This is a genomic window from Treponema sp. TIM-1, assembly GCF_046533115.1.
Classification (GTDB): Bacteria; Spirochaetota; Spirochaetia; order Treponematales; family Breznakiellaceae; genus JAIRMO01.
Genome location: NZ_JAJQRC010000002.1, coordinates 66,951 through 79,049, shown reverse-complemented (window position 1 = coordinate 79,049; position 12,099 = coordinate 66,951). Strand labels below are relative to the sequence as shown.

Annotated in this window: 13 protein-coding genes; 12 read left to right on the top strand and 1 reads right to left on the bottom strand. The window is 50.9% G+C overall.

Going from position 1 to position 12,099, the window contains the following annotated elements; genetic code table 11:
* Positions 1-5 precede the first annotated feature (5 nt).
* The gene (locus tag LQZ21_RS01850) at positions 6-275 is read left to right on the top strand and encodes an ACT domain-containing protein (protein ID WP_411042440.1); all 270 of its coding nucleotides are present in this window, start codon (positions 6-8) and stop codon (positions 273-275) included.
* 5 nt (positions 276-280) lie between these two features.
* Positions 281-1,642 (top strand): PFL family protein, encoded by a 1,362-nt coding sequence (locus LQZ21_RS01845; RefSeq protein WP_411042439.1) that lies wholly within the window; start codon positions 281-283, stop codon positions 1,640-1,642.
* A gap of 46 nt (positions 1,643-1,688) precedes the next feature.
* On the opposite strand, the gene LQZ21_RS01840 is transcribed toward LQZ21_RS01845, so the two are convergent.
* Positions 1,689-2,189 (bottom strand): REP-associated tyrosine transposase, encoded by a 501-nt coding sequence (locus tag LQZ21_RS01840; protein ID WP_411042438.1) that lies wholly within the window; start codon positions 2,187-2,189, stop codon positions 1,689-1,691.
* A 241-nt stretch (positions 2,190-2,430) separates the two neighbouring features.
* Between LQZ21_RS01840 and LQZ21_RS01835 the strand changes: the two genes are divergently transcribed.
* The 10 genes from LQZ21_RS01835 to cyaB all read left to right on the top strand — a co-directional run bounded on the left by LQZ21_RS01835 (position 2,431) and on the right by cyaB (position 12,073).
* Positions 2,431-2,763 (top strand): GntR family transcriptional regulator, encoded by a 333-nt coding sequence (locus LQZ21_RS01835; protein ID WP_411042437.1) that lies wholly within the window; start codon positions 2,431-2,433, stop codon positions 2,761-2,763.
* A 19-nt stretch (positions 2,764-2,782) separates the two neighbouring features.
* Complete coding sequence (locus LQZ21_RS01830) at positions 2,783-3,901, top strand: slipin family protein (protein WP_411042436.1); 1,119 nt, start codon at positions 2,783-2,785, stop codon at positions 3,899-3,901.
* A 36-nt stretch (positions 3,902-3,937) separates the two neighbouring features.
* On the top strand, positions 3,938-4,621 hold the full coding sequence (locus tag LQZ21_RS01825) for an ABC transporter ATP-binding protein (RefSeq protein ID WP_411042435.1): 684 nt from the start codon (positions 3,938-3,940) through the stop codon (positions 4,619-4,621).
* A complete protein-coding gene (locus LQZ21_RS01820) occupies positions 4,621-6,372 on the top strand; it encodes an ABC transporter permease (protein ID WP_411042434.1) in 1,752 nt (583 codons plus the stop codon). Before LQZ21_RS01825 ends, LQZ21_RS01820 begins: the two co-directional genes overlap by 1 nt.
* 11 nt (positions 6,373-6,383) lie before the next feature.
* A complete protein-coding gene (locus LQZ21_RS01815; protein WP_411042433.1) occupies positions 6,384-7,658 on the top strand; it encodes an ABC transporter permease in 1,275 nt (424 codons plus the stop codon).
* Positions 7,659-7,763: 105 nt separating this feature from the next.
* Positions 7,764-8,510, top strand: coding sequence for an outer membrane lipoprotein-sorting protein (locus tag LQZ21_RS01810; RefSeq protein WP_411042432.1), 747 nt, complete (start codon positions 7,764-7,766; stop codon positions 8,508-8,510).
* Positions 8,511-8,533: 23 nt separating this feature from the next.
* Positions 8,534-9,718 carry a hypothetical protein gene (locus LQZ21_RS01805; RefSeq protein WP_411042431.1) on the top strand — a complete coding sequence of 395 codons (1,185 nt, stop codon included), beginning with the start codon at positions 8,534-8,536 and terminating at the stop codon, positions 9,716-9,718.
* A gap of 305 nt (positions 9,719-10,023) precedes the next feature.
* Positions 10,024-10,371 (top strand): Hpt domain-containing protein, encoded by a 348-nt coding sequence (locus LQZ21_RS01800; RefSeq protein WP_411042430.1) that lies wholly within the window; start codon positions 10,024-10,026, stop codon positions 10,369-10,371.
* Positions 10,364-11,425 carry an HD-GYP domain-containing protein gene (locus LQZ21_RS01795; RefSeq protein ID WP_411042429.1) on the top strand — a complete coding sequence of 354 codons (1,062 nt, stop codon included), beginning with the start codon at positions 10,364-10,366 and terminating at the stop codon, positions 11,423-11,425. Before LQZ21_RS01800 ends, LQZ21_RS01795 begins: the two co-directional genes overlap by 8 nt.
* Positions 11,426-11,479: 54 nt before the next feature.
* Complete coding sequence (gene cyaB / locus LQZ21_RS01790; protein WP_411042428.1) at positions 11,480-12,073, top strand: class IV adenylate cyclase; 594 nt, start codon at positions 11,480-11,482, stop codon at positions 12,071-12,073.
* The last annotated feature ends 26 nt before the right edge of the window (positions 12,074-12,099 follow it).

Below are 12,099 nucleotides of genomic sequence, written 5' to 3'. Positions count from 1 at the left end.
ATAGGATGAACGCGATTATCACCGTGGTAGGTACCGATCATGTTGGTATAATTGCCCGGGTAAGCGCTTTTTTGGCGGAACGGAATATCAATATAGAAGATATAAGCCAAACCATTTTAAAGGGTAACTTTGTCATGGTTATGATGGTTGACCTCTCCCAAGGCAGTGTTTCCCTGGAAAAGATCAAAGAAGAACTTGATGAAATTGGAAAAACCATGAAGGTATCCATCAGCATCATGCATGAACAGGTTTTTAGCGCCATGCACCGTATATAAAACTTATGTTATTTACCCCATTTGAAATAAAAGAGACCGTGGATATGTTCCTGCGGTACAAACTGGATATCCGGGCCATTACCCTGGGGGTATCCCTACTGGATTGCGCTTCCGCGTCCGGCGGGGAGACCCGGAGGAGAATCCGGGAAAAACTCCTTAAGACGGCGGGATCCCTGGTTCAGACGGGCCGGCAGATAGAGGTCGAATACGGTATCCCCATTATCAATAAGCGTCTTTCGGTTACCCCCATGGCCCTTATTGCCGGTTCTTCCGGGGACGAAGATTATACCCCCTATGCGGTGGTCCTGGATGAGGTCGCCAAGGAACTGGGTATTGACTTTGTCGGGGGGTTCTCTGCCCTAGTACAAAAGGGCTTTTGCCAGGGGGACAGACGGCTTATTGATTCGATTCCTGAAGCTCTGTCCCTTACGGAACGGGTTTGCGCGTCGGTAAATGTGGCTAGTACGAAAAGCGGTATCAACATGGACGCGGTCCGCCGCATGGGAGAGGTGATCAAGGCCGCCGCGGAAAAAACCGCCGGCACGGATGGGATCGCCTGTGCGAAGTTAGTGGTTTTCTGTAACGCGCCGGAGGATAATCCCTTTATGGCCGGGGCCTTTCATGGGGTCGGGGAAGGGGAGGCATGCCTTAATGTGGGTGTTTCCGGTCCCGGGGTGGTGAAGGCCGCCCTGGAAAGGCATCGGGACGCAAATTTTGATGAACTGGCGGATATTATCAAAAAAACGGCCTTCAAGATTACCCGTATGGGTCAACTGGTAGGGATGGAAGCGGCCAAACGGTTAGGGGTTCCCTTCGGAATATTGGATCTTTCCCTGGCCCCTACCCCCGCGGTAGGGGATTCGGTAGCCCGGATCCTGGAAGAGATGGGCCTTGAGTCGGCGGGAACCCACGGAACTACCGCGGCCCTGGCCATGCTGACGGATATGGTAAAAAAGGGGGGGGTTATGGCCTCGACCCATGTGGGAGGATTTTCCGGGGCGTTCATACCGGTTTCGGAGGATGAAGGTATGGTCGCGGCGGTGAGAGCCGGTTCTATAAGCATGGATAAATTAGAAGCTATGACCTCGGTCTGCTCGGTGGGACTGGATATGATTGCCCTTCCGGGGGATACCTCCACCGCAACGATTTCGGCGATCATTGCCGATGAAATGGCCATCGGGATGGTGAACAATAAGACCACCGCGGTACGGGTCATTCCGGTGCCGGGTAAAAAAGCCGGGGAATGGGCGGAATTCGGCGGCCTTTTAGGGGGTACTCCCATTATGGCGGTAAACAGGGCGAAAAGCGACTCCTTTATCGCCCGGGGCGGCAGGATACCTGCCCCTCTCCATAGCTTCAAAAATTAGTATCTAGAGGGACAGAGCTGTTTACGATCCCAGGGATAGAATATTCTCAATAATTCCGATATATCTCTTGGATCCATGATGCGGGTTCCCCAATTATTTCTTTTTTCCCTGAAATAAAATGCCAGAGTCCTCCAAATTCCCATTCTTCAGGACTTTTGACTAATTGGGCCTTTACCGGATTTTGCGAAATGTAATGAAATGTTTTGATAAATTCGATACAATCATTGATGATCTTGGAAAAAAATCGTTCTCCCCATACATGACCGGTCTGAAAGTGGGCTCGGTTCCATGCCATAGCAAAGACACTTAATATCCATTGCATGATACGGGATAAGGATTCATCCTTTCCCGGCCGAATAATAAGGTGAACATGATTTCCCATGATAGAAAAATTGTCTATTTGGAATTTATATTTCTTTTTTGCCCGTTTTACCACATTGAGGAACAAAATCCGCATAGCCGTACAAAAAAGAACCATCTCCCTCCGGTTTGCCCGGACCGTCACATGATAAGTGGCGTTATCCTTAAGTTTTCTTGGATGTCTCATAACTCTTTATTATGGATCTCATATTCATATTGCTTCGGGAAATCGTAAATTTTTAAAAAAGCGGACTTTAGACTTCTTTTCCAGCTAATAAGCTCTGTCCCCTAAATTGTCCCTAAATAGCATAAAAAATAAAAAAAGTAATTGACATATTGTACTAGTTCATTTACGATTGTACTAGATGAATAGTACAAATGCAGAGAGGAAATTATATTTTTCTCTGGACACGGATAAGGGTGTACCGGTGTATCGGCAGATAATCCAGCAGATAGAATACGCGATTCTGTCGGAGCGGATAAAACCGGGGGATAAATTACCTACCATTCGTTCCCTGGCGATAGAATTGCGGATCAACCCGAACACGATTGCAAAGGCCTATGGGGAACTGGAGATCCGGGGGATCCTGATTACCCAGGTGGGAAGCGGGACCTATGTTTCCGATAAAAAACCGATTCAGGAACGGGATGAACGGAATCGAAAGATCCAGGAAGTTATCGGCCGGTTTGTTCAGGAGATGCAGAATTTGGGAGTCGGAGAAGAGGAACTTAAACAGCTTATTGAAAATTATTTTGTTTAGGAATTATAGGAGGAGTAACATGAAGTTTAATGGATCTACCCAGAAAAATAAAAATCCTGCGGTTAAACAGCTTATTAAAAATATTCAGCCCCGGCAGAAACTTCGGGATTTCTCCCTGAACGCGCTGGGAATAGGCTTTTTAGGAATTGGGGTGCTTTTTATCCTGGGAGGCTCATTGGTTACCGGTTCTCCGCCTTCGTTACCGGAATTAGGAATACTTCTGGGAATGCCCTGTGTAACCCTTATATTATTGATTTTCTTCCCTCGATGGGGGGCGGGGATAAAAATATACATCCTGCTGGTCGGTGTTTTTGGAATTATAGGTTTTCCCCGGTTAGCTCTGTCCCTCATTTTTATGGCCCTAGCGGTGCTTTTTGTCCCGGCAATACAACGGCTGGAAGAATGGGAACGGGCCATTGTGCTGCGTTTCGGTAGGTTTTACCGAATCCGGGGACCGGGGCTTTTTGTACTTATTCCCATTGCGGATAGGATAGCCCAACGGGTGGATCTTAGAATCCGGGTGACTGATTTTTCCGCCCAAGAAACCCTCACCCTGGATTCGGTGACGGTGACCGTGGATGCCCTGTGTTTCTGGCTGGTCTGGGACCCGGAAAAAGCGGTCCTGGAGGTTCAGAACTACGAGGATGCGGTGATCCTCTCCTCAAAGACAGCCCTGAGAAACGCGGTGAGCAGCCATGATTTGACTACGTTCCTGGAAAGAGGGGATATCATTAAAAAGCAGATTCAGGAAGAAGTGGATAAAAAAACCACCGAATGGGGAATCACCGTACAACATATCGAAATTACGGATATACAGATTCCGGAACATCTCCAGGATTCCCTTTCAAGGCTTGCCCAGGCGGAACGGGAAAAGAAGGGGAGGATCCTTCTGGCGGAAGCGGAGATAGAGATTGCCAGAAAGCTGGAAGAGGCGGTTCGGATTTACGCGAAAACCGAACCGGCGATGAAGCTCAAGATCCTTTCGATTTTGAATGAAGGGCTCAAAGCGGGGAATTCCATGATGTTGGTTCCCAGTTCAATTACCGAGGAACTCAAGGCAAAGGACATCTTCGGCCTTGAGGCTTTGACGGAACTACGGCGGGAGGAGAGAGGAGATAGAAATGAGGGGGAGCAATGACATGGTTGGTTATCAGGTAACTTTGAGGAGCATACTATGACAGTGGTAAAAGCGGAAAATTTGGTGAAGGATTACGGCTTGAACGGGCAGACGGTCCACGCCCTGCGGGGGTTGAATCTGGAATTTCAGGGCGGGGACTTTGCCGCCATTGCCGGGCCTTCCGGGAGCGGCAAGTCCACCTTCCTCCACCTGGCGGGCTGCCTGGACACCCTGACCGGCGGGACTATGAGTGTTGGCGGGACCGATATTGCGGGGCTTTCAAAGAAGCGGCTCGCCCTGCTCAGGCGGCATAGCATCGGCTTTATCTTTCAGGCCTATAACCTTATTCCCGTTCTGTCGGTGGAGGAAAATATCGGCTTTCCCCTGACCCTTTTGGGGGTGGACAAGGGGGAAGTCCGGGACCGGGTCCGGCAGGTTCTGGCCCAGGTGGGGCTTGAGGGTATGGAGAGGCGGCGGCCCAAGGAGATGTCCGGCGGCCAGCAGCAACGGGTGGCAATCGCCCGGGCCCTGGTAAAACGGCCCGCCCTGATCCTCGCCGACGAACCCACGGCGAACCTGGATTCCACCATAGGTCGGGAGATTCTGGAACTCATGGTGCGGCTCAACCAACTCGAAGGGACCACCTTCATCTTCTCCACCCATGACCTTATGGTGATGGACCACGCCCGCCGGCTCATCCGGATCCGGGACGGCCAGGTTGAATCCGACGAGGTGAAGTAATGACAATTTCAAGCGTGATAGAATTAAAGCGGCTGGCGCTGCGGAACCTGGCGCGGCACAAGGTGAAGACGATCCTCACCTGCGCGGCGATCATGGTGAGCGTGACGGTCTATATCTTTATGGATAGCTGGCTCGCCGGCATGAACAACGAGTCCCGGCGGAACATTATCAACTACGAGATCGGGGCGGCGAAGCTGCAAACCAAAGGGTACTTCGACAAGAAGGACGAGCTGCCCGGCTACGAGACCTTCGGCGGCTGGGAGGCCTGCGCCGCCGCGCTGGACAAGGCGGGCTACGACGCGGCCCCCCGGTACACCTTTTCGGGAACCCTCTATTCCCTCACCGGCTCCGCGCCGCTGGTGGTATACGCCGTGGACCCTGCGGCGGAAGCGCGGACCCTGGCCTACACGGACTACATTGAATTGGGCCGGTATATCCGAAACGGCGAGTTCGGCGTCGCCCTGGGGCTGATGACCGCGGACAAACTCCGGGTGGGGGTTCCTACCCGGCCGGAACCGGCGGAACTGGAAGATTTGATCGAAGCGGTGAGGGCCGCCGTCGGTGACGGCTTTGTTCCCGCGGACGAAACTTTTATCCGAAACTGCTACGCGCCTATGGAAGTAAAAGTCCAGTTTGGGGAAAGCGAGGAATACGCGGCGGAGCGGGCCAGGGGCCGGCTGGTTCTCAGGCGGGACCTGCCCCGGCCGGACCTGGACCGGCTCTGGAATCTGGTTGATACCACGGGCCGCAACGACGTGCGGATCTCCACGGTCATCGACTACAAGATGGCCCCGGACTCGATTCGGGCGGACAAGTGGGACGCGGACCTCTGGCCCCTTTTGAACGCGGAGGAACAGCGGCTGGTGGGCGGGGCCTACGAATACGACGAACTTACCGGCGCGTACCTTTTAATCGAGGAAGACCCGGCAAAACGGGACGCGGCTCTGGCGGCCATGCTCCGGGTTGATTTTTCCGGCGCGGTCCGGCATGTGAACCAGGTGATCGACGCCAAAGTGGTGGGCCTGGTAAATTCCCCGGACCCCGTCAACAACTACAACACCGGCTATATGCCCCTGGACGTGCTGCAGGACGAGGCGGGAATGATGCTGGAAGGCCGGATCACCGAACTGTTGATCCGGGACAAGACCCTGGGCGCGGCGGACATGACCAGCGGTATCGAAACCAAAGCAGCCATCCGCGCCGCCCTGGACTCAGGTCTTGCGGAACGGGGCCTCGCCCTCCCCGATGATTTGGACGTGTTTTTCTGGACGGACTATGTGAAAGACTACCTGGGCTACGAGAACATGGAATCGGGAGCAAGCAAAATATTTTCCATCCTCCTTTTCCTCCTGGCCTTCATCGGCATTTCCAACACCATGCTCCTGGCGATCCTGGAACGGACCCGGGAAATCGGCATGATGCGGGCCCTGGGCATGACGGGCGGCCAGCTCATTTTCACCTACATGGTAGAGGCGGCCCTTCTGGGCCTCATCGGTTCCGTCCTGGGCATCATCCTCGGCTGCCTCCTCAACATCCCTATGGTCAAGTACGGCATAGACTTTTCGGAAATGATGGAACAGATGGGGGGCAGCATGGGCTACCGGGTGGCGGGCAACTTCCGGGGTACCTGGAAGTTGGACACCATCATAGGCAGCGGCATCGTGGCCACGCTCCTCTCGGCTCTCATGGCCCTGCTCCCCGCCCGCCGGGCGGTGAAGATGGAGATTACGCAAAGCCTGCGGTTTGAATGAAGGAGGTTTATATGAGCGGTAATTATCGGCAGGGGGGAACGGGGGCCCTTATCACCATCGCGTTCAGGAACATTTTTCGCAATCTCAGGCGGACCATGTTCTGCGTGGCGGCGGTGGGGATAGCGGTGTTCTTCGTCGTGTTTTATTCGTCCCTCATCGAGGGGATGTTGAAGAGTATGCACGAGGTGGTGCAGGTTTTTGAGTTGGGTCATGTCCGGGCGGTGTCGGCCCAATACGAGGCGGAAAGCGAGTACAGTCCTGTCCAGTACCCCGTGGCGGAGGGCCAGAGTTTGGCGGCGGTGACGGAACGGATCCGGGCCATTCCCGGCGTGCGGGCGGTGTTTCCCCGGATCTCCGCCTACGCCACGTTGCAGGAAAGTCTGGTGAAACACGCCACCCTCTGGGGGATGAACATGGGGGAGGAGACGGCGGTAAATCACTTCAACCTGACGAACCGGAATGACGGTCTGGTGGAGGGCCGCTGGCCCGAGCGGGGCAGTAACGAGTGCGCCATAGGTCTGCGGCTTGCGGAAAAGGCGGGGCTCAGGATAGGCGACCGTATTCCCCTCAAAACCGTGTCGGCCCAGTTCTCCGACAAGATGTGGGCCCCGGTGGTCAGCGGGATCTTCCGCTTCGATTACGCCAAGGCCGACGGGGAGACCATCATCGTGGACTTTGGCCGCCTCCAGCGCCTCCTCGTGCTGGACGACGCTTCCCAGCAGATCATCGTCTACGGGGACTCCCCGGAACAGAGCGGGCGCATTGCCGCGGAGATGGAAAAAATCCTCGGCCCGGAAGACGTGGTCACCGAATGGCGGGATCAGTACTGGATCGTGATGATGAATATGTACGAACCCATGTATTTCCTGATCTACCTGGTTTTCCTCATCGTGGCCTGCCTCCTCATCGTCAATACGATTACCATGATCATCCACGAGCGGATCAAAGAAATCGGCATGATGGGGAGCCTTGGCATGACCCGTGGGGAAATCGTCCGGGTCTTCTTCTTCGAGTCCCTGTTCCTCGCTATAGCCGGGGCCACTGCGGGGGTGATCCTGGGGGGCGTCTTTACCGGCGTGGGCCAGTTCTTTCCCCTGCGCTGGACCGCCCTTGCCGGGGAAAGCACCTTCGCCGAAATGCCCGCGGCCAACGCGATATTTTTCGCCTTCAGTTTCGTCAACCTGCTGAAAAGCTGGCTCATGGGCGTACTGGTGGCGTCCCTCTTCACCCTGTTCCCCAGCCTGAAAAGTGCCTTCGTGGAACCGGTGGAAGCGCTGCGGAGATGAAGAATTTCAACTACGAACCACACGAAAAACACGAACTTTTTGTTCGGCATGTTTTCCTTTTTGTGTTTGTTAGTGTGGTTCGTAGTTACTATTAGGAGGTTTACGATGAAAACGAAAGTAAGGGTATTTGCGGTTTTGTTTGTTTTAATGGCGGCGGCCATTGTGTCCGCTCAGACGCCGTCTGCGGCGGAATTATTACGGCGGGTGGATGATAATGAGATTTATACCACCATTGAATACGAAGGGGAGATGATCATTGAGTATCAAAATCGGCGCTATGTTAAGACTATGAAGGCCTGGGCCCGGGAGAATACCGACAATTTTACTGAGTTTACCAATCCTGAGGATCGGGGAACCAAGTACCTCAAAAGGGGAGGACGACTCTATGTGTATTCCCCGGATACCGAGGAGGTGATGCTTGTTTCGGGACATATGCTTAAGGAGAGTATGATGGGGTCGGATCTTTCCTATGAGGATACCATTGAGAATGAAAAACTATCGGCCCGGTATAATCCGGTTCTTGCGGGGTCCGAAATCTGGAACAACCGGGATTGTTGGGTCCTGGATTTAAGTGCGAAAAAGAAGACCGAAAGTTACCCGAAACAGAAACTTTGGATAGATAAAGAGAATGGAGACTGTATCCATTATGAACTTTTTGCCCTGTCCGGGATAAAGCTTAAAGAATACAACCTGAAAAGGATCGAAACAATCGAAGGCCGCCGTTTCCCGGTAGAAACGGAGATTCGGGATCTCCTACGCCGGGGCAGCAAAACGACCTTGGTACTGAAAAGTATCATTCTGGATCAGCCCATCCCCAATTCGATCTTCAGCACTAGAAATTTGGAACGGTAAGGAAAGTAAGGAGGGATGATAGTATGAAAAGAAAGATCCGGATTTTCGGCTTGTTTTTAGGGATGATTCTACTCTCTTTGGGGACAGAGCTGCTTGCAGAGGGATTTACCCTTTCGGGCTTTTTGGACAGTAAGGTGAGTTTTCAGGGTGGTACCGGGGACATATCCCCCTTTTTATTCGGCTGGGAAGAGTATGCAAATCTGCGGTTTCAGACAAAAATTGGGGACAGAGCTGATTTTTATGGGGCTTTCAATCTTATTGCCGCCGCCGGTAGTTCCGCCCTAGCCGGTTTTGCCGGTGCAACTTTAAACCCCTTCTCTGCCTCCGCTTTTGTTACGGGGGATAATTATGCGGCGGCCATGGAACTAGAACGGCTCTATATGCGGATAAAAGGCGAATATCTTGATGTGGATACGGGACTCATGCGTCTGGGTTTTGGATTTGGCCAGGTTTTTAGTCCGTCTGATTTTCTTAATCCCCGAAATCCCCTCTTTCCTGATGCCCGCCCCCGGGCCGTACTGGGGGCAGCCCTTTCCGTCTACCCTGAAGATACCATTAAGCTGCTCACCTTTACCACTACTCCTAAAAATCCTTTTAACGCCCATGGCAAGGGGTTTCTCATGGGAATATCCGGAGATAAACATTGGGATCGGGCAAGTATCCAGGTCTTATATAGCTTTGAATCTCCTCAGGATACTTCTGAATATGGAATCCACCGTACCGGTTTGTCTCTTAAGGCGGATATGGAATTAGGCTTTATCGTCGATCTGCTTTATAGATATAACCATGAAGTCCGTACCGGCATAGACGGACTTTCTATAAGTAGCGGGTTTGACTATTCTTTTTTTAACGGAAATTTCTATGTTTTGACTGAATACCTTTACAATGGGGCCGCGTCGTCCACCGCGCAAAGTACTGAAAATCAAACCGGATTCTCAAACCGGAACTACCTTTGCGGTACCTTCCTCTATCATTTTAGTGATTATACCCAGATAAACCTTACGGTCCTTTGCAGTCTGGACGATATATCTTTTTCTCCATCCCTTACCCTGGATCATGACCTTTTTCAAGGGATAACCCTCAGTTTAACCGGTCGGGTTCCTTTGGATCGGGATGCCTTTACCGGAAACGGCCTTCGGGGGGAACTGGGTCCACAAATAAGTGGAACCAACGGTTTGGTTACCGCCAAGGTCAGACTACGGTTTTAACGGGGACCGCCTAGCCACCCCCAAAATTGAAGTTTCGGGAATACCGTTACCGGTTCAAAATATGACATTTCAACTTATTTTAATTGCTAAAACGAATTTTTTTGTGTATACTTTATTCAATTATTTCTTTAAATTTCAAGGTTTGGGGGGTGGAATTTGTTGATTTGTATTAAGGGAGCATATTCTGTGGCCTTGCTTAGGGTATGTTGACAGAATACTATCAGTCGGGATGGACAATTATCGTGTAAAACCGGTAAACTTTCAGTATACGTATCGTAAAAATGTTTTTCGAGGAGGAGAAGAGCATGGCTGATAACGATGTTGTTTATATTGAGTTAACGGAAGGCATCAAACGGGTGATGGGAAATACCAAACTCTATGTAAAATTATTAAACAAATTTAAGGCGGATCCCAGCCTGGAAGCCCTTCTCGCCGCGGTAGAAGGGGCGGATTATGAAAAAGCCCAGGGCTTAGTCCATACTATTAAGGGGATTGCCGCTAATTTGTCTTTAACAGAGCTCTACAAACAGTCTGTTGATTTTGAAGTCCAGATAAAAAACAAAGAGGTAAAATCCGGCGTCCCGGAATCTTTTAAAACCTGCTTTGAGGAGACGATAAAAAATGTTGATAAGGTAATTGAGCAATATGGATAAGATCGGTACTAAAATTCCTACGGTTCTGGTAGTTGATGATGTTGAAATGAATCTCCTCATCCTGGAGGAGATCCTCAAGGATAGTTATCATATTATTACCGCGGAAAATGGGAAAGAAGCCCTGGAAATTCTGTATCATGCTGAGGTTTTACCTAAAATCATTTTACTTGATGTCTTTATGCCCGAGATGAATGGGTATGAAATGCTCAATGTGATGAAAACCAATGATTCCCTCAAGCGTATTCCAGTAATCTTCATCACCACCTCGGATTCGGAGAGCGAAGCCCTATCCGCCGGGGCGGTGGATTTTATTTCTAAGCCCTTCCAGCCTGAAATTGTAAAACTCCGGGTAATGAATCAGATTGAATTAAAGAATTACAGTGACAGCTTGGAAGAGATGGTTGCGGAAAAGGCTGCGGAAATAACCTCAACCTTGGACAACATGCTCCAGGCCATGGCAAATATCATAGAATACCGTAATTTAGAGTCCGGAAGCCATGTTAAAAGAACCCAGTTTTTTTCAAAGGCCCTTATCGATCATGTGATGGGATCATTATCTCCCTATGCGGATGAACTCCGCAGCCTTGAACCGGATATTATTGTCAAATCCGTGGCCCTCCACGATGTGGGCAAGATAGGCATCCCCGATAAGATCCTCCTTAAGCCTGGAAAATTAGATCCGGAAGAATTTGAAATTATGAAAACCCATACCACCATCGGGAAAAACATTATCGAGTCTATTTTGACCCATAGCGATACTCCTTATTTAAAACATTGCCGGGATATTTGTTATTGCCACCATGAACGGTTTGATGGAAAAGGTTATCCCCGGGGACTTAAGGGGTATGATATTCCCCTCTCCGCCCGGATCGTCTCCCTGGTGGATGTGTATGACGCTTTGGTCTGTTCCAGGGTGTATAAAGCAGCCTTCCCCTATAGTGAAGCCATCAAAATAATCAGTGACGGCAGGGGAACCCAGTTCGATCCCTTCCTTACCGATGCGGTAATTGAAATTCAGGATGTTTTCAAGGAAATTTCCCTGCAAAATCAATAGGGAACTTCAGTTTCCAAACCACTTTTACTCAATATTTTCGCTAAGGGAGTATATATGTCCATCGAAATAGAATTAAAAGCCTGGGTGGATGATCCGGATGGTTTACGGGCCCGACTTTTTTCCTTTGCCGGACTTGAAACATCCTTTGAGAAAGCGGATTCCTATTGGTTTATTACCGGGACCGGCAGCTCTGTCCCCCTATCAGGGGTACGGATCCGCCGGGAAACCAAAACCGATCCTGACGGAAGGGTTTCTCACGCTTTGTGGGTAACCTATAAGGTCAAGGAGATCCGGGAGGGTATAGAAATAAACGATGAGCGGGAATTTTCAGTATCCGATGACACTGCTTTTGAAGAGTTACTCCGCCGGCTGGGGCTTGAGAAGGGTATAGAAAAAAACAAACGGGGCTGGGCCTGGATCTGCGAGGGCATTACCACGGAGCTAACCGAGGTAGAAGGCCTCGGCTGGTTTGTAGAGCTGGAAATCATCACCGATAATGATACGAATGAAGCCGTAACAGCCGCCAGGTTCCGTCTTTTGGAGCTGCTCCACAAAATCGGCATCAAAAAAGACCGGATCGAACCCCGGTATTACACAGAAATGCTCCGGGAGAAAGCTAAGCCCGGTCCTTTTCCTTACCTTGACTAAGCGGTATCGCCTTTTTATAGTGATCT

What these genes read in the sequence shown, in the direction of transcription:
- LQZ21_RS01850 (WP_411042440.1), top strand. Translation starts at nt 6, where the DNA reads ATGAACGCGATTATCACCGTGGTAGGTACCGATCATGTTGGTATAATT.
- LQZ21_RS01845 (WP_411042439.1), top strand. Translation starts at nt 281, where the DNA reads ATGTTATTTACCCCATTTGAAATAAAAGAGACCGTGGATATGTTCCTG.
- LQZ21_RS01840 (WP_411042438.1), bottom strand. Translation starts at nt 2,189, where the DNA reads ATGAGACATCCAAGAAAACTTAAGGATAACGCCACTTATCATGTGACG.
- LQZ21_RS01830 (WP_411042436.1), top strand. Translation starts at nt 2,783, where the DNA reads ATGAAGTTTAATGGATCTACCCAGAAAAATAAAAATCCTGCGGTTAAA.
- LQZ21_RS01825 (WP_411042435.1), top strand. Translation starts at nt 3,938, where the DNA reads ATGACAGTGGTAAAAGCGGAAAATTTGGTGAAGGATTACGGCTTGAAC.
- LQZ21_RS01820 (WP_411042434.1), top strand. Translation starts at nt 4,621, where the DNA reads ATGACAATTTCAAGCGTGATAGAATTAAAGCGGCTGGCGCTGCGGAAC.
- LQZ21_RS01815 (WP_411042433.1), top strand. Translation starts at nt 6,384, where the DNA reads ATGAGCGGTAATTATCGGCAGGGGGGAACGGGGGCCCTTATCACCATC.
- LQZ21_RS01810 (WP_411042432.1), top strand. Translation starts at nt 7,764, where the DNA reads ATGAAAACGAAAGTAAGGGTATTTGCGGTTTTGTTTGTTTTAATGGCG.
- LQZ21_RS01805 (WP_411042431.1), top strand. Translation starts at nt 8,534, where the DNA reads ATGAAAAGAAAGATCCGGATTTTCGGCTTGTTTTTAGGGATGATTCTA.
- LQZ21_RS01800 (WP_411042430.1), top strand. Translation starts at nt 10,024, where the DNA reads ATGGCTGATAACGATGTTGTTTATATTGAGTTAACGGAAGGCATCAAA.
- LQZ21_RS01795 (WP_411042429.1), top strand. Translation starts at nt 10,364, where the DNA reads ATGGATAAGATCGGTACTAAAATTCCTACGGTTCTGGTAGTTGATGAT.
- cyaB (WP_411042428.1), top strand. Translation starts at nt 11,480, where the DNA reads ATGTCCATCGAAATAGAATTAAAAGCCTGGGTGGATGATCCGGATGGT.